The organism is Virgibacillus sp. DJP39, assembly GCF_049310925.1.
In the GTDB taxonomy this organism is placed as follows: Bacteria; Bacillota; Bacilli; order Bacillales; family Amphibacillaceae; genus Virgibacillus_F.
On sequence record NZ_JBMERP010000015.1, the window covers coordinates 43,223 to 65,391 of the forward strand.

At 35.9% G+C, this 22,169-nt stretch carries 25 protein-coding genes and 3 pseudogenes; 25 read left to right on the top strand and 3 right to left on the bottom strand.

Translation table 11 applies throughout. The features are described from left to right. Positions 1 to 17 precede the first annotated feature (17 nt). Positions 18 to 344, bottom strand: coding sequence for a DUF3889 domain-containing protein (locus ACOI1D_RS07315; protein ID WP_422500470.1), 327 nt, complete (start codon positions 342 to 344; stop codon positions 18 to 20). Positions 345 to 597: 253 nt separating this feature from the next. On the opposite strand from ACOI1D_RS07315, the gene ACOI1D_RS07320 reads away from it, so the two are divergent. The 6 genes from ACOI1D_RS07320 to ACOI1D_RS07345 all read left to right on the top strand — a co-directional run bounded on the left by ACOI1D_RS07320 (position 598) and on the right by ACOI1D_RS07345 (position 6,051). After that, positions 598 to 822 carry a hypothetical protein gene (locus tag ACOI1D_RS07320; RefSeq protein WP_422500471.1) on the top strand — a complete coding sequence of 75 codons (225 nt, stop codon included), beginning with the start codon at positions 598 to 600 and terminating at the stop codon, positions 820 to 822. A gap of 34 nt (positions 823 to 856) precedes the next feature. After that, positions 857 to 2,320, top strand: a complete 1,464-nt coding sequence (locus ACOI1D_RS07325; protein WP_422500472.1) for a M20 family peptidase — start codon at positions 857 to 859, stop codon at positions 2,318 to 2,320. A gap of 126 nt (positions 2,321 to 2,446) precedes the next feature. Next, positions 2,447 to 3,775, top strand: coding sequence for a D-serine ammonia-lyase (locus ACOI1D_RS07330; protein ID WP_422500473.1), 1,329 nt, complete (start codon positions 2,447 to 2,449; stop codon positions 3,773 to 3,775). A gap of 115 nt (positions 3,776 to 3,890) precedes the next feature. Beyond that, positions 3,891 to 4,547 (top strand): CPBP family intramembrane glutamic endopeptidase, encoded by a 657-nt coding sequence (locus tag ACOI1D_RS07335; protein WP_422500475.1) that lies wholly within the window; start codon positions 3,891 to 3,893, stop codon positions 4,545 to 4,547. Between the two features lie 27 nt (positions 4,548 to 4,574). Next, positions 4,575 to 5,243: a DNA alkylation repair protein gene (locus ACOI1D_RS07340; protein ID WP_422500476.1), complete on the top strand. Its 669-nt coding sequence runs from the start codon at positions 4,575 to 4,577 to the stop codon at positions 5,241 to 5,243. 124 nt (positions 5,244 to 5,367) lie between these two features. Then, on the top strand, positions 5,368 to 6,051 hold the full coding sequence (locus tag ACOI1D_RS07345) for a DUF421 domain-containing protein (RefSeq protein ID WP_422500478.1): 684 nt from the start codon (positions 5,368 to 5,370) through the stop codon (positions 6,049 to 6,051). A gap of 7 nt (positions 6,052 to 6,058) precedes the next feature. Here the strand turns inward: ACOI1D_RS07345 and ACOI1D_RS07350 are convergent, their stop codons facing one another. Further along, positions 6,059 to 6,193: a hypothetical protein gene (locus tag ACOI1D_RS07350; protein ID WP_422500479.1), complete on the bottom strand. Its 135-nt coding sequence runs from the start codon at positions 6,191 to 6,193 to the stop codon at positions 6,059 to 6,061. A 181-nt stretch (positions 6,194 to 6,374) separates the two neighbouring features. Here ACOI1D_RS07350 and ACOI1D_RS07355 point away from each other — a divergent pair, with 181 nt between their 5' ends. The 4 genes from ACOI1D_RS07355 to ACOI1D_RS07370 all read left to right on the top strand — a co-directional run bounded on the left by ACOI1D_RS07355 (position 6,375) and on the right by ACOI1D_RS07370 (position 9,057). After that, positions 6,375 to 7,184, top strand: a complete 810-nt coding sequence (locus tag ACOI1D_RS07355) for an Fpg/Nei family DNA glycosylase (RefSeq protein WP_422500480.1) — start codon at positions 6,375 to 6,377, stop codon at positions 7,182 to 7,184. A 29-nt stretch (positions 7,185 to 7,213) separates the two neighbouring features. Beyond that, positions 7,214 to 8,053, top strand: coding sequence for a deoxyribonuclease IV (locus tag ACOI1D_RS07360; protein ID WP_422500482.1), 840 nt, complete (start codon positions 7,214 to 7,216; stop codon positions 8,051 to 8,053). A gap of 86 nt (positions 8,054 to 8,139) precedes the next feature. After that, positions 8,140 to 8,283: a hypothetical protein gene (locus ACOI1D_RS07365; protein WP_422500484.1), complete on the top strand. Its 144-nt coding sequence runs from the start codon at positions 8,140 to 8,142 to the stop codon at positions 8,281 to 8,283. 108 nt (positions 8,284 to 8,391) lie between these two features. Then, on the top strand, positions 8,392 to 9,057 hold the full coding sequence (locus tag ACOI1D_RS07370) for a DUF3889 domain-containing protein (RefSeq protein WP_422500486.1): 666 nt from the start codon (positions 8,392 to 8,394) through the stop codon (positions 9,055 to 9,057). 345 nt (positions 9,058 to 9,402) lie between these two features. Here the strand turns inward: ACOI1D_RS07370 and ACOI1D_RS07375 are convergent, their stop codons facing one another. Continuing rightward, complete coding sequence (locus tag ACOI1D_RS07375) at positions 9,403 to 9,582, bottom strand: YjzC family protein (RefSeq protein ID WP_422500488.1); 180 nt, start codon at positions 9,580 to 9,582, stop codon at positions 9,403 to 9,405. 231 nt (positions 9,583 to 9,813) lie between these two features. Here ACOI1D_RS07375 and ACOI1D_RS07380 point away from each other — a divergent pair, with 231 nt between their 5' ends. The 15 genes and pseudogenes from ACOI1D_RS07380 to ACOI1D_RS07450 form a co-directional block, all read left to right on the top strand. After that, positions 9,814 to 9,969, top strand: a complete 156-nt coding sequence (locus ACOI1D_RS07380) for a hypothetical protein (protein ID WP_422500490.1) — start codon at positions 9,814 to 9,816, stop codon at positions 9,967 to 9,969. Between the two features lie 8 nt (positions 9,970 to 9,977). Next, positions 9,978 to 10,187 (top strand): hypothetical protein, encoded by a 210-nt coding sequence (locus ACOI1D_RS07385; RefSeq protein WP_422500492.1) that lies wholly within the window; start codon positions 9,978 to 9,980, stop codon positions 10,185 to 10,187. A 24-nt stretch (positions 10,188 to 10,211) separates the two neighbouring features. Beyond that, positions 10,212 to 10,973: a hypothetical protein gene (locus ACOI1D_RS07390; RefSeq protein ID WP_422500494.1), complete on the top strand. Its 762-nt coding sequence runs from the start codon at positions 10,212 to 10,214 to the stop codon at positions 10,971 to 10,973. Between the two features lie 308 nt (positions 10,974 to 11,281). Continuing rightward, complete coding sequence (locus ACOI1D_RS07395) at positions 11,282 to 11,710, top strand: RrF2 family transcriptional regulator (protein ID WP_422500496.1); 429 nt, start codon at positions 11,282 to 11,284, stop codon at positions 11,708 to 11,710. A gap of 100 nt (positions 11,711 to 11,810) precedes the next feature. Beyond that, positions 11,811 to 12,173: a rhodanese-like domain-containing protein gene (locus ACOI1D_RS07400; protein WP_422500498.1), complete on the top strand. Its 363-nt coding sequence runs from the start codon at positions 11,811 to 11,813 to the stop codon at positions 12,171 to 12,173. 101 nt (positions 12,174 to 12,274) lie between these two features. Further along, positions 12,275 to 13,333: an LLM class flavin-dependent oxidoreductase gene (locus tag ACOI1D_RS07405; protein WP_422500500.1), complete on the top strand. Its 1,059-nt coding sequence runs from the start codon at positions 12,275 to 12,277 to the stop codon at positions 13,331 to 13,333. A 15-nt stretch (positions 13,334 to 13,348) separates the two neighbouring features. Then, positions 13,349 to 13,915: an NADPH-dependent FMN reductase gene (locus tag ACOI1D_RS07410; protein WP_422500502.1), complete on the top strand. Its 567-nt coding sequence runs from the start codon at positions 13,349 to 13,351 to the stop codon at positions 13,913 to 13,915. 140 nt (positions 13,916 to 14,055) lie between these two features. Next, positions 14,056 to 14,785, top strand: a pseudogene (locus tag ACOI1D_RS07415) (MOSC domain-containing protein). Between the two features lie 92 nt (positions 14,786 to 14,877). Further along, positions 14,878 to 16,344, top strand: coding sequence for a protein adenylyltransferase SelO (locus ACOI1D_RS07420; RefSeq protein WP_422500504.1), 1,467 nt, complete (start codon positions 14,878 to 14,880; stop codon positions 16,342 to 16,344). Between the two features lie 630 nt (positions 16,345 to 16,974). Beyond that, positions 16,975 to 17,157: a hypothetical protein gene (locus ACOI1D_RS07425; protein WP_422500506.1), complete on the top strand. Its 183-nt coding sequence runs from the start codon at positions 16,975 to 16,977 to the stop codon at positions 17,155 to 17,157. A 76-nt stretch (positions 17,158 to 17,233) separates the two neighbouring features. Continuing rightward, positions 17,234 to 17,786, top strand: a pseudogene (locus ACOI1D_RS07430) (HAD-IC family P-type ATPase); the annotation flags it as partial. 35 nt (positions 17,787 to 17,821) lie between these two features. Further along, positions 17,822 to 18,028 (top strand): copper chaperone CopZ, encoded by a 207-nt coding sequence (gene copZ, locus ACOI1D_RS07435; RefSeq protein WP_422500508.1) that lies wholly within the window; start codon positions 17,822 to 17,824, stop codon positions 18,026 to 18,028. A gap of 364 nt (positions 18,029 to 18,392) precedes the next feature. After that, complete coding sequence (gene asnB / locus ACOI1D_RS07440; protein WP_422500510.1) at positions 18,393 to 20,306, top strand: asparagine synthase (glutamine-hydrolyzing); 1,914 nt, start codon at positions 18,393 to 18,395, stop codon at positions 20,304 to 20,306. A gap of 60 nt (positions 20,307 to 20,366) precedes the next feature. Then, positions 20,367 to 21,422, top strand: coding sequence for a C39 family peptidase (locus tag ACOI1D_RS07445; protein ID WP_422500512.1), 1,056 nt, complete (start codon positions 20,367 to 20,369; stop codon positions 21,420 to 21,422). A gap of 497 nt (positions 21,423 to 21,919) precedes the next feature. Then, positions 21,920 to 22,169, top strand: a pseudogene (locus ACOI1D_RS07450) (tyrosine recombinase XerS); the annotation flags it as partial.

The window sequence follows — 22,169 nt, forward strand, 5'->3', positions numbered from 1 at the left end:
AAGCATAAAAAATGCAGCTAGTTATTAACTTCTTTGAATGAAATGTCGATTATTTGATCTGTTTCCGTTGCATACGTAACATTTACAAAAACACCAAATTCATGATCTTTGCCTTTTATCCATAATTTGAATTTTTCTATTGAAGTATTTTTATCTTCTTTTACTCTTCCTACATGAAGGTAATCAACTATTTCTGCGCCAGGATACCGCTCTTTTGCTTTTTGCATTACAACTTTTCCCCATCTGGCATGAGGAGGAATTTCCTTTTCCGCATAAACAAAACTAGTTTCGTACAATGGAACAATGGATGTGAGCAAAACTGAAAGAATTAACAATAATCTCAACCTAAAAACTCCTTTAGCTTAGGGTTTGACAGTTATATGAAAATAATACATTCGAACCTTTCTCTCATCTCCCCCCAACTAAATTAGCAATAATGAAACACCAAATGAACTATCAAACCTCTTCCATACCTTAGGAGGGACACTATTCCAAAAGAGAATATGCTTAAATATAAAGAAAGTTGAAACTTTTTAGGATTGAAAACGTAATTATTAGTACGTAGCAAATGCCATAATACCGTGGAGGTGATTTCAAATGACACCATTAGGTTGGATTTTTTGGGGGATTGCTGTATTTCTGATACTTTTATCCGTAGTTTTAAGTCGTTTTGGAATGAAACACAATGAAAAAGTAAAACTCAGATTCGTGCAGAAGAACAAGCAAGACATTATTCGGATCATAACCATTTTGACGGCGGTCAATAACACTCCGATTTTTCATTTCAAGCAGGGATATCCACTCAGTATCCAGATTATATAATCAATAAAAGTGGTTATGAAATGAGGATACAACAATGAAAAAATTCAAGTGGATAATTACTGTTACTGGAGGATTACTTCTGCTGTTTGTAGTTTTGACCTTATTCAATACATTTACAGTAGATTCAAAACAACCCAGTCCTGACTCTACAACTATAAAGATCAATAAACAGGCAGCGGTTTCGCGTTTTTCTAAGGCAATCACCTTTCAGACTATTTCATATAAGGATCGCTCCAAATTCGACTTAGAAACTTTTCAGCTTTTTATTGACTATTTAAAAGAAAGTTATCCAGCTGTTCATTCTAATCTGGAATTAGAAAAAGTGAATGATTATGCGTTAATATACAAATGGAAAGGCACTAACCCTTCGAAGAAACCTATTGGCCTGACTGCGCATTACGATGTTGTCCCTGTCATTGAAGGTACTGAAGACAATTGGCAGCAAAAACCATTTAGCGGGAATGTGGTTGAAGGCAACATTTGGGGTCGAGGTACTTTAGACGATAAAATTGGTGTGATTGGAATATTAGAAGCAACCGAATACCTTATAAATAACGGATATAGCCCAAGCAGAGACGTTTATTTAATGTTTGGGCACGACGAGGAAATAGGTGGCCTTGAAGGGGCTAGTGCAATTGTCGATACATTAAAAGAACGAGGAGTAACATTTGCATTTGTTCTTGATGAAGGTGGAGCAATTGTTGAAAATATGGTGCCAGGTGTCAAAAAACCAGTAGGTGTTGTAGGGATTTCAGAAAAGGGATCCGCTACAGCTGAACTGACAATCAAAGGTAGTGGTGGTCACTCATCGCAACCTAAGGATGAAACAAATATAGGACGCTTATCCGCTGCCATTGCTAAACTAGAAGACAGGCAGTTTGATGCAGACTTAAAAGGACCAGGAGAAGATTTGTTTGAGTTTGTCGCACCTGAGATGAGCTTTGGTATGAAATATGTTTTTGCAAACAAGGTAATTTTTGAACCGATTATTGAAAAAATATTACTGCAAAAACCAGCCTCTGCTGCACTAATAAGAACAACAATTGCACCAACAATCTTTAATGCAGGTGAACAGTACAATGCATTACCGGAAGAAGCAACGGCAGTTATTAACTTCCGCTTAATGCCTGGAGAAACGTTAAAGGGTGTCAAAAAATTTATTCGAAACACAATTGATGACAACGCTATTCAAATAACGATTGAAGGTATTGAAGCATCAGGTGTTTCTGAAACAAATAACTGGCAGTTTAAGTCAATTCAACAGGCTGCCCGCAATGTTTATGAAAATGCAGTAATTGCTCCTTATTTAATGTTCGCTGGTTCTGATGCCAAACATTATGACGCAATATCTGAGAACACCTATCGGTTCTCTCCAGTGCAAATTACAGCAGAAGATCTAAAAAGAATGCATGGCACAGATGAACATATTAGTGAGGAAAACTATATCAATGCAATTAAGTTTTATGCGGAAGTAATGAAAGAGGCCAATCGGAAGTAATCAAAACACTAAGGACTACTCAAGTGGGTAGTCTTTTTTGGTGGAAAAAATTTCTATATATGTTAGTGTGTAATTAATTTATAACAACTGGATACTAAACTTTATACAATGAAAGGATGATCAGCCGTGGTATTTCCAGATATTGAGTTAGACAAGTGGATAGAAACGAACCCTATCTTTCATGATATTATAAATTTAAAATCAGTCTTATGGACTAACCCAAATTTAAGGCGTGTAAAAGGGTTACCTAAACAACCAATTGATAAAAACGATATGGCTATGGCTGAACAACTATGGGAAAGGTTTTCACCATATTTGGCAAAAGTATTCGATGAAACAAAAGCTGCAAACGGTATTATTGAATCCCCATTAAGAAAAGTTGATTCAATGAAAAAGAGGATAGAGAGCGAGTATTCCACTTTCTCAGGAGGAGACCTGTTTTTAAAGTGTGACAATGAATTACCAATTGCTGGCTCAATTAAAGCACGTGGTGGTGTATATGAAGTATTGCATCACGCGGAACAACTTGCTTTAGAGTCTGGTCTAATTACTAAAGAAGGCAATTATGAACAGTTCGCAAGCGACAAATTCAAGAAATTATTTAATCAGTACAGCATTGGTGTTGGTTCAACTGGCAATTTGGGATTAAGTATTGGTATTATAAGTGCTGAATTAGGTTTTAATGTCTTTGTTTATATGTCAGCTGATGCAAAAAAATGGAAAAAAGATTTACTTCGATCAAAAGGTGCACATGTATTAGAATTTGCAGGTGATTTTAGTGAAGCTATAAGTACAGGACGAGAAAAAACCATTGCAGACCCTAAAGGATATTTTGTTGATGATGAAGACTCCAAGCACTTATTCTTAGGTTATAGTGTTGCAGCACTTCGTTTAAACAAACAATTAAAAGCTCAGAATGTTTTGGTGGACGCTGAACATCCACTTTTTGTCTATTTGCCATGCGGAGTAGGAGGATCTCCAGGTGGAGTTACATTCGGATTGAAGCAAGTGTTCGGTGATCACGTTCATTGCTTTTTTGTCGAGCCAACTCATTCTCCATCCGTATTACTTGGGTTACTAACTAGTCTAAAGGAAAAAGTAAGTGTCCAGGATTTTGGTTTAGATAATAAAACAGAAGCGGATGGTCTAGCGGTAGGGAGGCCATCAAAATTTGCTACTTCCATTAGCGACTATTTAGCTAGTGGTATTTACACCGTCGAAGACAATGAATTGTATAAGTTACTTGCTATGCTTGCAGATAGTGAAAACATTTATCTTGAACCTTCAGCCACTGCTGGTCTATTAGGCCCAGAAAAGGTACTGAACTCCACTTATCTAACACAAAAAGAGTTATGTCCTGGTAACGTAACACACCTTGCCTGGGCTACAGGTGGGGCGCTTGTTCCAAAAGAAGAAATGAAACATTTTTATGAAAAAGGTAAGTCATTACTCTAAGATATAGAAAAGTTTAATGATCTAAAGGTCATTTAACTTTTTTGAAAATATAATTTACCACTATTTTCATTAGTGATACTATTGTTAATAGTAAAGCAAATGATAGGTGGCTTTTATGAAGAGTTTTTATATTGTTATTAGTTCCTTATTGGTTTGTTCTCTTTTGGCTTTTATAGAACATGGAATTGAAATTAACTATTTAATTAAAACAGGGTTTAAAATCGGTCTATTTTTCCTAGTTATATGGACCTACATTCAACTATTTAAAGATTTCAGATTTAAACACCCAGTCAGTATTCACAAAATGGTGAAAAAAGAATGGATTAGAGTAATTGCTCTCGGGGTATCATCCGCAGTTATTGTTTTGCTTGCATACATCCTGTTACAACCTGTCCTGGATATGGCAAAAATTAAAGAAGATTTAGTTGAGAGATTAGGGATTACGAAGACAGGATTCTTATTCGTGGGATTATATATATCTCTTGGTAATTCATTTTTAGAAGAATACTTTTTTAGAGGATTCATCTTTTTTAATCTCCCGAGAAGATTAGGTTATATTTACAGCCCGCTGTTGTTTTCTGCATATCATATTCCGATGATCATGTTGTGGTTTAGTTCCGTTTTAATCATCGTTTGTTTTATAGGATTATGGTTAGTTGGTCTACTATTTCATAAAGTTAATGAAAAGAATGGAACGATATGGGCATCTTGGGTTATCCATATTTGTGCTGATATCATTATAATATTAATAGGAACCACTCTATTTTACTAACCGTTAAAACAGAAGGAGAATCTAAATATGGACTACATGGAGAGAGTGATTTCATTATTTGAAGCAGAACGCGACAGGGATCAAGCAGAACCAATGATGAAATATATGAAGAATCAATTCCCTTTTATCGGTATAAAATCACCTGCGAGAAACCAACTAATGAAAAAATTTTATAAGGAAAGCGGTATTTTGAAAGAGCGAATTCAACACAGCTTTGTACTCGATTTGTGGGAAAAAGCTGAACGCGAATACCAGTATGCTGCACTAGACTATATAGGAAAGTCGTTAAAAAGGTTCGAAAAGAATGACATTATTTTAGCAGAACAGTTAATTACATCTAAATCATGGTGGGATACTGTCGACGGACTAGCACCTAATTTAGTTGCTGAGCTTGCCACTGAATATCCCGAAATAATACCTGAAACAATAGAAGGATGGGCATTTGGAGATAATTTATGGTTACGGCGTACAGCAATTCTTTTTCAGTTGAAATATAAGGAACACACCGATGATAAACTCCTTTATAAATACATACTGCGCAACGCAGATAGTAAGGAATTTTTCATTCAAAAAGCAATCGGCTGGGCATTGAGAGAGTACTCTAAAACTAATCAAGAGTCTGTGAGAGATTTTATTTTGAACAATAGATTATCAAAACTAAGTGTTAGAGAAGGTAGTAAGTACATAAATCAGTAATAGACTCTACAGAACCCGATTATTCATATGAATAATCGGGTTCTGTTTTAAATTAATAAAGGTTGAGTCTTGACAAAAATGGCAATGATTATACTAGCCTTTATTGATTGGAGCATGGAGAAAAATGAAATTATTTTACTTATCAGTGGAATTAATAATTGGGTTTACATTATTATTTTTACTGGTCAAAATACTGGGTAAGAAAATTATAAATCAAATCACACCTTTTACTTTTATTGCTGCTATTGTACTTAGTGAATTATTAGGAAATGCTTTATATGATGAAAAAGTTGGTATCACATATATCATCTTTTCCATGTCTCTTTGGGCGTTATTATTGTTTATTGTAGAGATTTTAGGGCAAAAGGTTTTATTCTTCCGTAAGGTCTTTGAAGGGAAACCCTCCGTATTAATACGTAATGGAATTATTAATAGAGATCAATTAAAAATGAATCGTATGAATATTAACCAATTGCAGAGTTTGCTGCGTCAATCAGAAACCTTTTCCATACGTGAAGTGGCTTACTGTTATCTGGAGGCAAATGGTGCTATTAGTATATTGAAGAAGTCCCCTAAGCAGAAGTTACAACAAGAGGACATCAGTCTTCCTCCCCAAATGGTCTATGTTCCTGTAACACTTATAAGAGATGGAGAATTACTACGTGATGAATTAATTGATATTGATCAAAGTGAAGAATGGCTGATAAATGAACTGCAAATACAGAACATAGACGATTACCGAAATGTATTTGTTGCAGAATGGATGGAAGGTGACGGCCTTTTCGTGCAAACTTTCGATCAAGTATAACAAAAACTTAAGCTGCATTTTTTTCATTGTTATCCAATTTATTATCCCAATAATATAATCGTGGAAGCCCCCAGTATATCCAATAGTCCTGTGCCAAGTGCGAGCCCACAAAAAAGATCATTTGCCAATCTAGATTTCTCATGATAAAACCTCCAGTCGGTAATAATAGTTATATTTGAGTGGTAACTTGTCTAAGAACACCAACTATATTAAATGGATAAACAAATAAATATAATTTATATAGATGGGTAGGATATATTATGCTAACGAAGCACGTTATGATTGATGCAACTGGGAAATTTTATGACAACGGGGGCTAAAAAATGCCAGAATTACCGGAAATGGAAAACTACAGAATCTTACTTAGTCAACGAATCATTGGTAAATTAATAACTAAGGTGTCCGTCAGTCGTGAAAAGTCACTAAATGTTAGTGCAGAAGATTTCATAAACAGAATACAAAGTGAGAAGATACAGTCTATCGAGCGGAGGGCGAAATATTTACTTTTCTACCTGACTAATGGAAATGTCCTTTTGTTACATCTTATGCTGGGCGGTTGGATGTTTTATGGGACAGAGAGGCAAAAGCCAGAAAGAACTGTTCAAGTAAAATTGTCTTTTGGAGATCAGCACCTGTTTTTTATCGGTTTACGATTAGGATATCTACATATTTTTTCACATGAAGCGGTTAATCAGGAATTAGCGGATTTAGGTCCAGAGCCACTAGATGAGAATTTTACAAATGAAGATTTCTTAGACCTTGTGAAGAACAGAAGAGGCAGAATAAAAACAACATTGGTTAATCAGAAATTCCTTTCAGGTATTGGAAATCGTTACTCAGATGAAATAGCGTGGCATGCACAATTGCTGCCAGAACGTAAAATGAATGAACTTGAAGATCAAGAGAGTACACAACTGTTTAAGTCTATTCGTTTTGTTCTGGAGTTAGGAGCTAAAAATGGTGGTTATATGGATCAACCATTGTTTGAAGGGGATACAAAAACAGGGAGTTATAATGACAGGACATATGTATACAACCATGAGGGTCAATCATGCAAACGATGTGGAACATTAATTACTAAGAAAGAGGTTTCATCAAGAAAAACTTTCTACTGCAAAGGTTGTCAGACTTAAATATAAGTTGACTAATGGAGGGAGATATCATGAAATTTGGCAGTCATGTTTCAATAAGGGACGGCTATTTAGGAGCTGCGAAACAAGCGTTATCCATGAATGCTCTTGCTTTTCAATATTTTCCTAAAAACCCGAGGAGTTTATTTGTAAAAGACTTTAGTAGGGAAGATGCAGCTGAGTGCAAGCATTTCTGTAGAGAAAATGGTCTTGAATCAGTATCGCACTCACCTTATCCGACAAATCTGACTGCACAAACCGATACCAAAAGAGAACAAACTATTAAATCCCTTCTAAACGACTTAGAAATCACTGATGCATGTGGTTCTATTGGCGTCGTTGTACACTTTGGCAAACTCATTTCTGAAGACCCCCTCTCCAGTTATCGATTAATGATTAATGTTCTGAATGAAGTACTTATTAATTGGGATGGTAACTGCAAAATTCTTCTTGAAAATAACGCTGGAAAACCTGGATCAATTGGAACTACCTTTGAGGAACTAGTACAAATCCGTAACCTTTGTGATCACCCTGAAAAAATCGGGTTTTGTCTTGATACATGTCATGCCTTTGCCAGTGGCCTATGGGATGGAAATAATTGGAATGATGTTTATAAAAAAGGTTCTGATTTGGAATACTTTAACTGCCTAGAGGTAATTCACCTTAACAATTCCAAATACGATACTCGGTCTGGAAAAGATCGTCACGCTAATATTCTAGGTCATGGATTTATAACAGAAAAACAACTTGAACAACTACTTAGAACTCCACAATTCAAGAGAATTCCACTTATCCTGGAAACACCCAAGGATGAAGGGACTACAAGAAAAACTGAGATACAACAATTACTCAAAAAGTGGGGTAATTTATAAATGCAAATGCTCTTTCGAAGCCTGTATTTTATCACTGTTTTCACATAAACTAACCCGAACAACAGACAGAGAAAGAGGTGAAAGAAATGGTGAAACCCAGAGGTAAGAAAGCTTCTACTGACTCAAACAAACTTTATAATCCAGACGCAAAGTACTACGAAAAACAGGGAAGCGCAGACACTTCTAATAAAGTAACTGAGAACAAACAGATGAACAGAAAAAATCGTTAAATAACTTCCAATGTAATTTAAACACATGAGATTGATGAATACCTGTCACGGGTCAACCTTTTTCTTGCATATATTATCTGAGGTTACGATTACGACAGGAGGAATAGCATGTACCCGAATCATTCTCATATGCAAAATACCTATTGGTATGCAACTAATCCATATCAAGCGGTTCCAAATTACGGTTATTTTAGAAGTTATCCAGCATATCCTTATTATATGGATGACCGTCAACAACATGTAAGAGGTCAAGCTACGTGGACAGAAGGAGGCCAGGTTACACATTGCGGCATCCCCTGGTCTGAGTATGACTATATGACAGCTGCTGTTGGAGGAGATACTCCCTATCACTGCGGCCAAACACTAAAAATCAGGAATTTGTCCATACCTGCAAGAGAAGTCCTGGTTACCGTGGTTGATCAAGTACCCGGTTATCCAGCAAATAAAATCAACCTCCACCGTAGAGCGTTTGAAGCACTTGGTGGAAATCCGAATGAAGGTGTTATGAATATTGAAATTATGCCTTCTCCAGAGCTGGAACAACAAGAATGGGGAAAATATCTATTAGAAGTTGTGCAAGTTTCTTACCCAGGATACAATATAGTTGAATATAATGCTTTAAGAAAAACGCAACTTGGTTCCACGCGAAGAAAAGAAACATATGAATATATCTTAGAATCACCTCAGGAACAGCTGACTATTCACGGAAATGTAATATATGATAAAAACACAGATAGAATTGTATCATTAGATATAAAAGAAATACATGAATGAACGAACAATTAAAACGGTTAACAAATTTTATATCAATTTGTTAACCGTTTTTACTATAACTACATCTATACAAAATTCATGATACGTTAAAAGAAGAGGCATATAGAAAGGTTTAATATATGACCTTAAAATATGCTTTTTTTGCCACCCATGATAAGAATAGTTAAATGGCCAAGGCTGGGGAAAGCTGTCACTATTTCGGGTCAACGGTTGATTTCCCAGGACGTGACGGTGAAAAAGCCTAGACAGAAGTCCAAAATGGATCAGTTTACAAAACTGATCCATTTCACTTTTTTTATCGTGCGTAGAAAAGGTGAATCACCACATGACAAGAACACTATGATTTTACTTCCCTTTCTCATATGTCCAAACACGGTCATGGTTAGAGGTTTGTGGAAACTTATCGCCTACCTTGAGTCTAACTATTTTGGGGTCAGCTACATTACTACCAGTTTCACCAATTTCTCTATATACACCGTTATTCGGTGCTTTCTGCCCAAATCGAAAATGACTGTATTCACCCATTGTTTTCACTCCTTATTAATTCCTTTTCTTATTATGGCTAATAAATCAATAGGTTATTCGGGTGCAGAACTCTAATGCTTAACATGGAGTACATTAAAATTTCTGAAAAGTCATGCGATAATAGACCTTACTTTACAAATGTGCTACTCAGGGGGGTTGGCAAAATAATAAAGGAGTGATGTGAAATGATTAAGTTCTTCTTAGGTTTATGTTTGATACTACTATTTCTAAATGGTTGTTCAGGTGATCGAGAAACAACTAAAAAAAAAAGATATAAATCCTGAGAAAACTGAGCAAGTTAAGAATAAAGAAGATACTAAGGAGAAAGATGAAATTAAAAAACAACAGCTGCAAGTAAGATTGAAAAGGAATTATCAAATACTTTAAAAAATAGTTTGAAAGATAAAGATATAAAATCCTTCCTCCAACTCTCTAATGAAGAAAATGCACTGTTTTATAAAGAACAACAAAGATGGTTTGAAGAATATCTTTATTTATTAGAAAAGGGTTATAAAATTGAAGCGGATCTAAATGGAGTTGAGTTAGACTCTAAGGACAAAGGAACAGTAAACTTCTCAATAATAATGAAGCGAACTAACGGATAAACTCTAGATGCCACTGTTACATATATGCTAGTTAAGAAAGAGGGAGGATGGAAGCTTAACGATTTGCCGTTTGTAAAAAAAGAAAATGATTTTATTAATACCTATTTTTTAGAAGGACATGAGCAATCAGCTAATGCAATTGATAATCATGTAAATAAAATCGTAAGTCTATATAAAGATAAATTTGATTGGCAGCCTGAGTCATTGAATATTAAGCTTTTCAATTCAAATAAAGAATTAGCTGCAACAATTCCTTTTGGATCAGATAAGATTGCTAGTTGGAACGAATACCGTGAAGCTCTTAAAGTAGTAGATGGCTACGAAGAAGCGTTCACCCATTATTTCTTGCAGCACGAAATCACACATCAATTTTTGTCTCATTTAACAAACGATAACTGTCTTGTATGGTTCCAAGAAGGCTTTGCAAATTATTTCTCAGAAGCTATTAATAAAAACGCTCAAGGTCAGTATGAGCTAGATATTCGTATAAGTCATGAAGCGTCACAAGAAATGATAGACAGAATTAATGACGAGAAGTATCCGACAATCACTACTATTATTAACGCTAAGAATAAAGATGCTTACGGTTATTTGCTCATTGATTACTTAATTCAAATGCATTCTCTTGATAAATTTGTAGACATGATATTAAAGAATTACCCATATATAGATAAACGTATGGAACATAAATCCGAAGATCTAAACACATTATTACTAGAAACACTCGAGAAACATTATGTGTCTTTGGAAACACTTTCAAAGGAATACAGTAATTACCATAAGTAAATGTAGCTGAATATAGACCTAGTGGAATTCCCACCCATATAGGTTGCTTAAAGTTGGGGCTTCTTGGGTAATTGTTACTATTACTAACCGACAAAATTCACCAAGCTAACTGTCTTATTCCAAGATTTACCACTTAGGCATTTGCTAACAAGCGAATGCCTTTTTTGATGTTAATTGGGTTCACACACTTGACATATCTTTCTGTAAATATTATTATTACAGTTATTATTTAGTTATCAAAATCCATGAAATGAAAAAGTTTTGACCAAAGGATTCTACTATATCGATATAATTTAGGAGGACAGGAAATGAATAGTGATTTCACACTGGCCGTTCATAGTTTAACGTTTCTCTCACTGCATCCGGATCGTATATCTTCAAGTAATGCTATAGCGGAGAGTGTTTCTGTGCATCCAGTTCGAATTCGGAAAATATTAAGTTTGCTGCGAAAACATGACTATATAGCATCTAGAGAAGGTACTGGTGGTGGATTTATTTTTACTTCTAAACCAAGCGAAGTTACGCTATGGGAAATATATAAGATAACATCTGAAGGAGCGTTACAACCAAAGTGTCCTGAAGTAAATAAGAAATGTGTTGTTGGGGCAAATATGCAAAGTGTTTTATTTTCAATTTTTTTAGGTGCTGAAGAACATCTCGGAGAATTTTTAAACCAATATACGATTGAAGATCTCGTCAACCTTGTAAAACAAAAACAGGAAGTGCCTCTCGATTGACTTTTCTTTTGTTATAAATGTAATATATAAAATTACAGTTACAACTACTAATACAAAATATACTTCACACTGTCATCGAAACAGTAAGGAGGGGAACAGTATGGGAACAGTACTTCAATTAACAATTATAATTGGAGCATTATTTTTTGTAATAAATTTCTTTTTGCCTGTTCGTGGAGTTTTGAATATAACGATCGATGAAGCGAAAAGTAAGTTTAAAGATACTAGTATTCAGTTTGTCGATGTCAGAACTGCTCATGAATTTGGAGCCAATCGCAAAAATCCATTTATAAATATTCCTTTGACCGCATTGCGGAAACGGATAAACGAGCTTGACAAAAATAAAGAGGTAGTCGTTATTTGTCAAATAGGGATGAGAAGTGTTAAAGCATCTAGAATCTTGAAGAAACATGGATTTGAAAAAATAAGAATTATTAAGGGTGGCATGAGTACGTGGATATAACAAGCTGAAATTGATAGGGTGCCTTTCAGGATAGTTAGTTGTACAGATACGTGTAGCTGCTCAGGTAGGATAAATTGTATTAGAGAGAGGTTGAGAAACAAATGGAAAAGTATCGTATTGACCAAAGCAAAGGAATGGAATTTGGCATTTATACACTAGGTGACCACTTACCAGACCCCCTAACAGGAGAGAGAATTTCTGCAGGACAACGCATTCATGAAATTATCGAATATGCCAAGTTAGCTGACCAGGCAGGTATTGACTTTTTTAGTGTAGGGGAGAGTCATCAGGAGTTTTTTGCAACACAGGCTCATGCTGTTGTACTCTCAGCAATTGCACAAGCTACAGAAAATATTAAAATTGCAAGCTCATCTACAATTATTAGTACCTCAGATCCAGTGCGCGTATATGAAAATTTTGCAACACTTGATTTAATTTCAAAGGGACGCGCAGAAATTGTTGCTGGTCGCGCCTCCCGAATAGGACTCTTTGATTTATTAGGTTATAACGTTCGGGATTATGAAGAATTGTACGAGGAAAAATTTGACCTGTTGTTGAAGCTTAACAAGGAAAAAATTGTTAATTGGAGTGGGGAGTATAGAGCGCCATTAAATAACGCGGAGGTTCTGCCACGTCCACAAAATGGTACAATGCCGATATGGCGTGCAGTTGGTGGATCACCTGCTAGTGCGATGAGAGCAGGTAATGCTGGTGTTCCGATGTTCTTAGCACATTTGGGGGGACCTGCTACAGCTTTCAAGCGATCTGTTGACGCTTATCGTGAAGCTGCACAAAACAGTGGATTCGACCCATCAGAGCTACCAATCGCAACGGCTGGTTTTTTCTATGCAGCTGAAACATCGCAGCAAGCTTTAAAGGATATGTACCCTCATATTAATGAAGGAATGAAGCGAACAAATGGTTCAGGTTTTCCAAAACAGCACTTCGCACAAGGTGTACACCCACATAATGTTATGAATATAGGTAGTCCACAGGAAATTATTGAAAAAATCCTTTATCAGCATGAAGTATTTGGACACCAACGTTATATTGCACAAATTGATTTTGGCGGCGTGCCATTTGACCGGTTGATGAAAAATATTGAACTGATCGGCACGGAAATTTTACCAGCAATTAAAAAATATACAGCTAAGAAATAGGAGGTAGAGGAGAAGATGAAAATTGTCGGGTTATCAGGATCTAAAGTTGGATCGAAAACGAGAACTGCTATGGAATACACGGTTAAATCTGTCTTGAAAACCTATCCAGACACGGAAGTGACATTAATTGATTTAGCCGATTGCGATGTTCAGTTTAGTGATGGGCGTAATTACTTGGAATATGAAGGTGACACTGGTTATGTAGCACAAACTATAATGGAAGCTGATGCAATTATTATCGGGACACCTATTTTCCAGGCATCCATACCAGGTACATTGAAGAATGTATTTGATCTACTTCCGGTAAACGCATTTCGCGATAAGGTTGTCAGTATACTTGTAACTGCAGGTTCTGCAAAACATTATTTAATTGCAGAACAACAATTAAAACCGATTCTTGCCTATATGAAAGCTCAAATCGTTCAGACTTTTGTATTTATCGAGGAAAAGGATTTTCACAGAAAAGAAATTACAAATGACGATGTGTTTTTCCGCATTGATCGATTAGTTGAAGATACGATGGTTTTAACAGAAACATATGCGCGGATTCGTGAGGCTAAAGAAGCGGAATATGGTTTTTAATTGTTAGATGATTAGGGAACTGGTTTCACTGTCCATCAATCTACGTTAAACTTGCTTGGTACACAGTATTTTTTGATTTATCTCACATATGATTATAAATAGACATACCACTGCACTTGGCAGCGGGAAGGGGCTCTGACATGATCATTGGACATATAAAAGAAATTGTCAGACATCCGGTTAAATCCTTTTTATGGGGAAAATATAAAAAGATCAAAGGTATTAAACTATGGTCTGTATGGCGACCGTAGCCATGCGTTTATTGACCAGAATTGTCCGGAAAAATATTTAACTATTACACAATTTCCAGAAATGGCTAAATATAAGGCACGATTTTTGGGTGAAGATCAAATGGAGGAATACCCTGCAGTTGAAATTACTACTCCAGAAGGTAATCTGCTAAGGTGGGACGATTACGCATTAGTTGATGAATTAGAGAAAAAATCGAATAAACGAATTTCACAGCAATCATTTTCACCTACATACGTACCATTGGGTGCAATTGAGCAAGAGCATATTCAATTAGTGACCGATGCATCTGTAATTGAAATGAAAAGGATTTAGGGAAAAGGTTTAGACTATCGGCGTTTTAGACCAAACTTATACATTTCACTCTCAGAAAAGACCCCATTTGTAGAGGAACAGTGGTTTGGGAAGCAGATCCGTATTGGAGGCCAAGTTGAGTTGGAGTTAATTAGGCATTGTCAAAGGTGTATGATAATCACAATTGACCCACATACTGGGGAGCGCGACCCATCATTGCTTAAATCAGTTGTTAGTGAAAGAAGAAATCACTTTGGAGTTTACGCATCCGTCATAAAGACAGGTGAGATCAAGTTAGGAGATCACGTAACTTTAAAAAGTGAATGAATAAATAGGTATGAATAATACCTATGAATTAACTAAAAATAGCATTGAATAATGTTTTGTATAAAAAAGACAAACTAAAAGAGGCCGATATAATGACAAAAGAAGGAACAGATTCAGGATGGAATTTAGACAATAGTTATGCTAATCTGCCAAAATCATTTTTCTCTAGCCTTACTTTAAATCCTGTCCAGGAACCAAAGTTAATTATTCTCAATGATCAGTTGGCAACTTCTCTGGGATTGAACATACAGGAGCTGCAAAGCGATGATGGTGTAGCAGTCCTAGCAGGAAATCAGACCCTGGAAGGTTCATTTCCTCTTGCGCAGGCATATGCGGGACACCAATTCGGGCATTTTACTATGTTAGGGGACGGACGTGCTTTGTTGCATGGTGAGCAACTGACCCCTCAGGATGAGCGTGTTGACATCCAACTTAAGGGTTCGGGTAGAACCCCATATTCCCGTGGGGGTGATGGTCGGGCAGCACTAGGACCAATGCTGCGTGAATACATTATCAGTGAAGCAATGCATGCACTCGGTATTCCTACCACCCGTAGTCTATCAGTAGTGACAAGTGGTGAGTCCATAATTCGTGAAACTGAACTGCCTGGTGCAATTCTAACCCGGGTTGCTGCAAGTCATTTACGAGTTGGTACCTTTGAATATGCAGCAAAATGGAGTACGGTAGAGGAACTTCAGGATCTGGCTGATTATACATTGAAACGCCATTATCCGGAAGTTGAAGCTGATGAGAATCGATATCTTTCGTTACTTAAAGAAGTAATTAAGCAGCAAGCCGAGTTAATAGCAAATTGGCAACTGGTTGGCTTTATTCACGGCGTCATGAACACTGATAACATGACCATTAGCGGAGAAACTATTGATTATGGCCCCTGTGCATTTATGAATTACTATGACCCAAAAACGGTATTCAGTTCAATTGATATTCAAGGTCGCTATGCATATGGTAACCAGCCTAAGATTGCTGGATGGAACCTCGCCCGATTTGCAGAAACCTTATTGCCATTGCTGCATGAAGATCAGGAACAGGCTCTTAAACTGGCTCAGGATGCAATTTCAAACTATATGGACTTATTTCATTCGAATTGGGTTGAGGGAATGAGAGCTAAACTCGGGATATTTAAAGAAGAAAAAGAGGATGAAGCTTTAATTGAAGAACTCCTAAATATAATGCAGAAGTATGAAGCGGATTATACAAATACCTTCCTAGCTTTAACTTTTGAAACATATGAGGATTCTGTGCTCAGAGGGACCCCGGAATTTACTGAATGGAATAGTAAGTGGAAGGAGCGACTTAGTAGACAGCAGGAATCGAACGAATCTTCTCACCAGTTGATGCGCAGTAGCAACCCCGCACTTATCCCCCGTAATCACCGGGTGGAAGAGGCACTGGAAGCAGCAAAACAAGGTGACTACGGTGTAATGGAGAAACTTCTAGAAGTTCTTTCAAATCCCTACGCCCATAAGCCTGAACAGGATGAATACGCTGCACTGCCAGAACCATCTTCCAGTCCATATCAAACATATTGTGGGACCTGATCAAGAAGAGAAACCAAGCTTATAATAATTTTTAAGTAAGTTGCCAAAAATTTGGCGGCTTATTTTTTTGTTTAAAATTAGCATTCCTAACTACCGATGGTCTGACAGAAATATCAGTCTAGAGGTTGAGCAAAGTTCATGCTTATAGCCGTTTTGGAAAACTGAGATCACACCTATACTTAGAGTATCAAAGAAATAAGGAAGGAGTTGGCAAATTGAACATATATGAGATGGAATCAATTATCGCTGGTCGCCGCAACAAGTAAAGGAATTCGTGAGACAAAACATTAGGACTCAAGGAGGGATTCAAATGATGAACATATATGAAATAGAGTCATTAGTCGCTAGTCGTCGCGCGAAGTAATAAGCAATATTTAAAAGAAGTGATAGAGAGGTTCCAGATGATTAACATATATGAGATGGAATCTGTACTAAGCAAAAACCTTGTGATATTAATTTTTTGTAATAACCCACAATAAAAATCCTACGTTATAAGTTCTTATAACAATTAGAAGTTTATGAAAAATTTAGGAATGAAATTATAAAAATTTTCCGGTAACCTAACAAATATGTTATATTGAAATAAGAACAAATGTTCTTATTTCAATATACTAGAGGAGGTTTATGTATTTGGAAAAACAGGGACGAAATCTAATAAAGCGCACTTTGAGTGATGGGGAAGTAGTCAGGTTATATGGAGAAGGGAAAAGTACAACTGAAATTGCAGATAAGGACAATGTCTCCCCAAGATACATTCGTATGCTCCTTAAAAAACATAATGTTGAGAAGAGGGCGTTTGGTAGTTGGAAATGAAAATATACAGTAAACAAAGATTATTTTAAAAACTGGACAAACTATGGCATATGTTTTAGGTTTTTTTGTTGCAGAAGGAATGATTGCTGTAGCAGATACAATTAAAGAATCAGCCGTACAAGCGATCGAGCTATTGAAGTCACAAGGTCTCGAGATTATCATGTTGACAGGAGATAACGAACGAACCGCCCAGACAATTGCTAAGCAGGTAGGCATTGACCGAGTTATTGCACAAGTTCTACCTGAAGAGAAAGCGGATAACGTAAGAGGAATTCAATTACAAGGTAAAAAAGTAGCAATGGTTGGTGATGGTGTAAATGATGCACCTGCACTAGCAATTGCGGATATTGGAATCGCAATTGGAACAGGGAAAGAAGTTGCTATAGAAGCGGCAGATGTGACTATTCTAGGTGGGGAACTATTACTCATACCAAAAGCGATTAAGTTTAAGTAAAGCGACTATTAAAAACATCCGTCAAAATTTATTCAGGGCCTTTGCATACAACAGTGCGGGAATCCCTATAGCGGCCGTTGGATTGTTGGCGCCATGGTTAGCTGGAGCTGCAATGGCATTTAGTTCAGTAAGTGTTGTTACGAACTCACTTCGTTTGAAGAGAGTTAATATATAAGAAGAGTCATACTTTGAAAGGGGGGCGATAATTAAATGGAAATTATTTTAGATGTAAAGGGCATGACATGTGGCCACTGTAAATCATCAGTAAAAGGTGCGCTAGAAGAAGTGGATAGGGTAACAAGTGTTGAGGTAAACTTAAGCACTGGTAAAGTAAACGTTACATATGATCAGGCACAAGTATCAGTAGCAGATATGCGTAAATCAGTTGAAGATAAGGGTTACGACGTTGTGGCTTAAATAAATTTTGAGCTGGTTCCCTTAGTTGGTAATCGGCTGTTTATTGCTTGGGAACTATAAAATTTTTAATTATGATAAACTTTGTGATATAATTATTCACTGTAGATGGGTGAATGAAAAATAACGTAAAAGGTACTGGTGTAATATAATTAAAAAAATGCTAAAAAGATCACTTTGCAGGATTTTGGGAGATTGGACTATGATCGATTTCCTGAAAGTTATCGCAACGATATAAAGGAAACAGTAGGAGCAATAAGAAGAGAGCATTTATATAGTGTTAATAGCTATTTATAGTCTGTCAAAATAATAGTATCGTAAATTTATAATTACTAGGTACTAATTAAATAACTAAGGGTGATATATGTTGTGTGGAATTGTTGGGTTTGCAGGAAATAAAGTGCAAATAGATAAAACAAAAACAATAAATGAAATGATGAAAACTATTGAACATAGGGGTCCTGACAGCGATGGCATGTATTCAGATGACAAAGTTACATTAGGATTTAGAAGACTTAAGATTATTGATTTATCTACTGATGGAAGCCAGCCAATGTACAATGAAGATAAAAGCATTGTGCTTATTTTTAATGGCGAAATTTATAATTACCAGGAGTTAATGAAGGACCTTTCTGAAAAAGGTCATATTTTTAATAGTAGCACGGACAGTGAAGTAATTATTCATGGCTACGAAGAGTACGGTGTGGATATTCTACACAAAGTTAGAGGGATGTTTGCTTTTTCTATTTGGGATTCGAAGGAAGATGTGATGTTCATTGCACGAGACTTTTTTGGAATAAAACCACTATACTATACTCAAAATACGGTAGATAATTCATTTATATTCGGGTCGGAGATTAAATCCTTCCTGAAAAATCCTTCGTTTATAAAAGAATTTAACAATGAAGCGTTAAAACCATACCTTATATTTCAATACCCTGTATTGGATGAAACTTTCTTTAAGGGGGTATTCAAGCTTAAAGCCGGACATTATATGGTATACAAAAATGGTGAAATTGAGATTAGACCTTATTGGGACGCTAATTTTGATGAGAAAGATAATAGCTTAGATCATTATGTGGATGAAATTAAAAAAGCGATGCGCGAATCAGTTGCCCAGCACAAAATTAGTGATGTTAAAGTAGGCTCATTTTTATCTGGGGGGATAGATTCGAGTTACATTACCGCTCTGTTAAAGCCTCATAACACTTTCTCAGTTGGGTTTAAAGATCATGAAGGAATATTTAATGAAACGAATTTAGCAGAAGACCTGTCTACTATACTTGGGATACAAAATCATAAAAAGCTAATCACAGGCGATGAGTTTTTTGATGCGATTCCTACCATTCAATATCATATGGATGAGCCACATTCTAATCTTTCTTCTGTACCATTGTATTTCTTAGCAGAATTAGCTAGTAAACATGTTACGGTTGTTTTATCAGGGGAAGGGGCAGACGAGTTGTTTGGCGGGTATGCATGGTATGAAACAAGTGAAGCAATGGAAAAGTATGAAAAAGTCCCGTTTCCAATTCGTCGTGCTTTGTCTAACATTAGTAATTCATTACCACAAAATAGAATTACCAACTTTTTAGTCAAGGGTGGTCAAAAGGTTGAAGAGAAATTTATTGGTCAGGCAAAGGTTTTTGATGAAAAAGACGCACAGAATATATTGCAGGACGCGTATAAGAATGCTCCATCTGCACAGAGCATTACAGAAAAATCGTATAGAAACGTTAAAAGTAAAGATGATATTACAAAAATGCAATATATTGATATAAAGCATTGGCTACCCGGTGATATACTTCTAAAGGCAGATAAAATGAGTTCAGCGCATTCTATTGAGCTTAGGGTACCATTTCTAGATAAAAAAGTAATGGAAACAGCAGGAAAACTTCCATCAAATTATCGAGTTAACAAAGAAGACACAAAATATGCATTACGTAAAGCTGCTAAAGAAGTGTTACCTGAGGAATGGGCAAATAGACCAAAGGTTGGGTTCCCAGTGCCTATTAGACATTGGTTGCGCCAGGAAAAATATTATAATCGTGTAAAAGAGATGTTTGAATCAGATACCGCAAAAGAGTTTTTCCATACAAAGGATCTACTCCGATATCTTGATGAGCATTATACAGGAAAGGCAAGTCGCCAACGATATATTTGGACGGTTTATGTTTTCTTGGTTTGGTATAATAAATTTTTTATTGAATTAGACCAAAAGCCTGATTACCAGTTCCAATCAGATACTGGTAATGGGAAAAAAGAAGCTGCACCCGTTTAAAATGACAAAAGTATCCCTACCTGTTAATTAGGGGTACTATTTACATAGGGGACTATACAAATGAGGATAATAATTAGAAACTCTATATTGTTTTTCCTTTTGTTTATGGTAATTATTCTAGCTACTACCGATATTATTCAAAAGAGTAATCTATATAACACCATCTTTAATTTTTTTGATGAAGAGAAACAAGGCAGAATAACGATTAAAAATGTTGATGATGTAACTGGACGCCCTATAAAAAACACTGAGTATCTTATTATTGAGAACGGGACTAATAAAATGGTAGACATAGTGAAAACCGACCTATATGGTAAAGGATTATCAAAATTGTTGGATTATAATAAAAGCTACATCATACAGCAAACTCTCATTGATAATCCATATGTGAAAAACGACGCTGTATATAAAGTGGAAATTGACCAGGGTATGGAAAAGGTCACATTGAAAAATAACATGCCTAAATATATTAAAGAGTATGAAATAGATCAACATAATGAGATTCATATTACAGAAGTTAAGATTGATGTTGAAGTTTTAAAGCAAAAGCCTGAACTCCCAAATGGTTGCGAGGTTACTGCTTTGACTAGTACTCTGAATTTTTATGGGTATGACGTTACGAAAACTAAAATAGCGGATGAATTTTTACCCAAAAAACTGTTTGAAAGCAGGAATGGAAAGTTGTTTGGGCCAGATCCATACAAGTTCTATGGCGGAAATCCACGAAGTCTTAATAAAGGATTTTATGCATATCCACCTCCCGTTGCAAAAGCGGCTAACGAATATCTAGATTTTATTGGTGGTAAAAGTCGCGCACTTAATATAAGTGGAAGTACTAAGGGTGAGATAATAGATATACTAAATAAAGGAATTCCGGTAATAACTTGGGTTACGATAGATTTGCAAAAACCGAAAAAGGGTAAATCATGGCATTTCTTTGGGGAAAATAAATTATATAAATCTCTAAGCAATTCGCATACCGTGGTTGTAACAGGCTATAATAACAAGGGTTTATATGTAATGGATCCTCTAATAGGGAATGTTTTATATGATACAGATAAATTTTTTGCGAATTATAATATTACTGGTCAGCATGCGATGATAATAATTGAATAAGAAAAGAGTTGGAATACCCCTAATTAATTGGAGAGCATAAGCTTTTCCTAGCATTAGGGTTATTTTTCTTGTTTAACAACATTACCATTCAACACCCGATTTTCCGTCTTTAACGGGAGACTCTTTTTTCTAATCGACCTCCTAATTTAACCACAAAAAAACCTCCAATGTAATGAATTTGCACTCATGTGGCTCTTCATTATACAGAAGGGTGGATCAAAATCATGGCAGGAATGGATCAAAAAGATGGCACAGCTGGTTCAATCAGATGGCTGTATTCAATGATTTTGACGAAGTAAAGTATAAAAATGTATAATTAGAGGAAAGAGGTGATTAATATTGAAAGACAAAAACAACGTTATTATGAAAGAGTTGAAGAATAAGCAAAAGAACTTCCTTGGTACGTTGGTGAATACATAGATAAAAAACGAAGAAAGTTGTCATCCACATCACTATTAAACTATTGCCATGATTTCAATATTTTCTTTGACTGGTTATTGGTCGAAGGTTACTCTAAAGGTTCACGTAAGGAAGTCCCACTTGACGTATTAGAAAAGCTAACCGTTCAACAACTGGAAGATTTCCTATCCTTTTTAGAATTTAAGCTCGATAATTTACCATTAACCATTAATAGAAAATTATCTGCTTTAAAATCGTTGTTTCATTACCTTCAAAATATAGCAGAAACTGATGAATTAAAGCCCTATATAACAAGAAATGTTTCAAATGGAAGGAAAATGCTTCAGG

Excerpts from the sequence above, each read along its gene's own strand:
- ACOI1D_RS07360 (WP_422500482.1), top strand. The coding sequence starts at position 7,214 with ATGAAATTTGGCAGTCATGTTTCAATAAGGGACGGCTATTTAGGAGCT.
- ACOI1D_RS07370 (WP_422500486.1), top strand. The coding sequence starts at position 8,392 with ATGTACCCGAATCATTCTCATATGCAAAATACCTATTGGTATGCAACT.
- ACOI1D_RS07445 (WP_422500512.1), top strand. The coding sequence starts at position 20,367 with ATGAGGATAATAATTAGAAACTCTATATTGTTTTTCCTTTTGTTTATG.
- copZ (WP_422500508.1), top strand. The coding sequence starts at position 17,822 with ATGGAAATTATTTTAGATGTAAAGGGCATGACATGTGGCCACTGTAAA.
- ACOI1D_RS07410 (WP_422500502.1), top strand. The coding sequence starts at position 13,349 with ATGAAAATTGTCGGGTTATCAGGATCTAAAGTTGGATCGAAAACGAGA.
- ACOI1D_RS07365 (WP_422500484.1), top strand. The coding sequence starts at position 8,140 with ATGGTGAAACCCAGAGGTAAGAAAGCTTCTACTGACTCAAACAAACTT.
- ACOI1D_RS07380 (WP_422500490.1), top strand. The coding sequence starts at position 9,814 with ATGGTTGTTCAGGTGATCGAGAAACAACTAAAAAAAAAAGATATAAAT.
- ACOI1D_RS07340 (WP_422500476.1), top strand. The coding sequence starts at position 4,575 with ATGGACTACATGGAGAGAGTGATTTCATTATTTGAAGCAGAACGCGAC.
- ACOI1D_RS07355 (WP_422500480.1), top strand. The coding sequence starts at position 6,375 with ATGCCAGAATTACCGGAAATGGAAAACTACAGAATCTTACTTAGTCAA.
- ACOI1D_RS07375 (WP_422500488.1), bottom strand. The coding sequence starts at position 9,582 with ATGGGTGAATACAGTCATTTTCGATTTGGGCAGAAAGCACCGAATAAC.
- ACOI1D_RS07350 (WP_422500479.1), bottom strand. The coding sequence starts at position 6,193 with ATGAGAAATCTAGATTGGCAAATGATCTTTTTTGTGGGCTCGCACTTG.
- ACOI1D_RS07420 (WP_422500504.1), top strand. The coding sequence starts at position 14,878 with ATGACAAAAGAAGGAACAGATTCAGGATGGAATTTAGACAATAGTTAT.
- ACOI1D_RS07395 (WP_422500496.1), top strand. The coding sequence starts at position 11,282 with ATGAATAGTGATTTCACACTGGCCGTTCATAGTTTAACGTTTCTCTCA.
- ACOI1D_RS07345 (WP_422500478.1), top strand. The coding sequence starts at position 5,368 with ATGAAATTATTTTACTTATCAGTGGAATTAATAATTGGGTTTACATTA.
- ACOI1D_RS07390 (WP_422500494.1), top strand. The coding sequence starts at position 10,212 with ATGCTAGTTAAGAAAGAGGGAGGATGGAAGCTTAACGATTTGCCGTTT.
- ACOI1D_RS07405 (WP_422500500.1), top strand. The coding sequence starts at position 12,275 with ATGGAAAAGTATCGTATTGACCAAAGCAAAGGAATGGAATTTGGCATT.
- ACOI1D_RS07400 (WP_422500498.1), top strand. The coding sequence starts at position 11,811 with ATGGGAACAGTACTTCAATTAACAATTATAATTGGAGCATTATTTTTT.
- ACOI1D_RS07325 (WP_422500472.1), top strand. The coding sequence starts at position 857 with ATGAAAAAATTCAAGTGGATAATTACTGTTACTGGAGGATTACTTCTG.
- ACOI1D_RS07320 (WP_422500471.1), top strand. The coding sequence starts at position 598 with ATGACACCATTAGGTTGGATTTTTTGGGGGATTGCTGTATTTCTGATA.
- ACOI1D_RS07335 (WP_422500475.1), top strand. The coding sequence starts at position 3,891 with ATGAAGAGTTTTTATATTGTTATTAGTTCCTTATTGGTTTGTTCTCTT.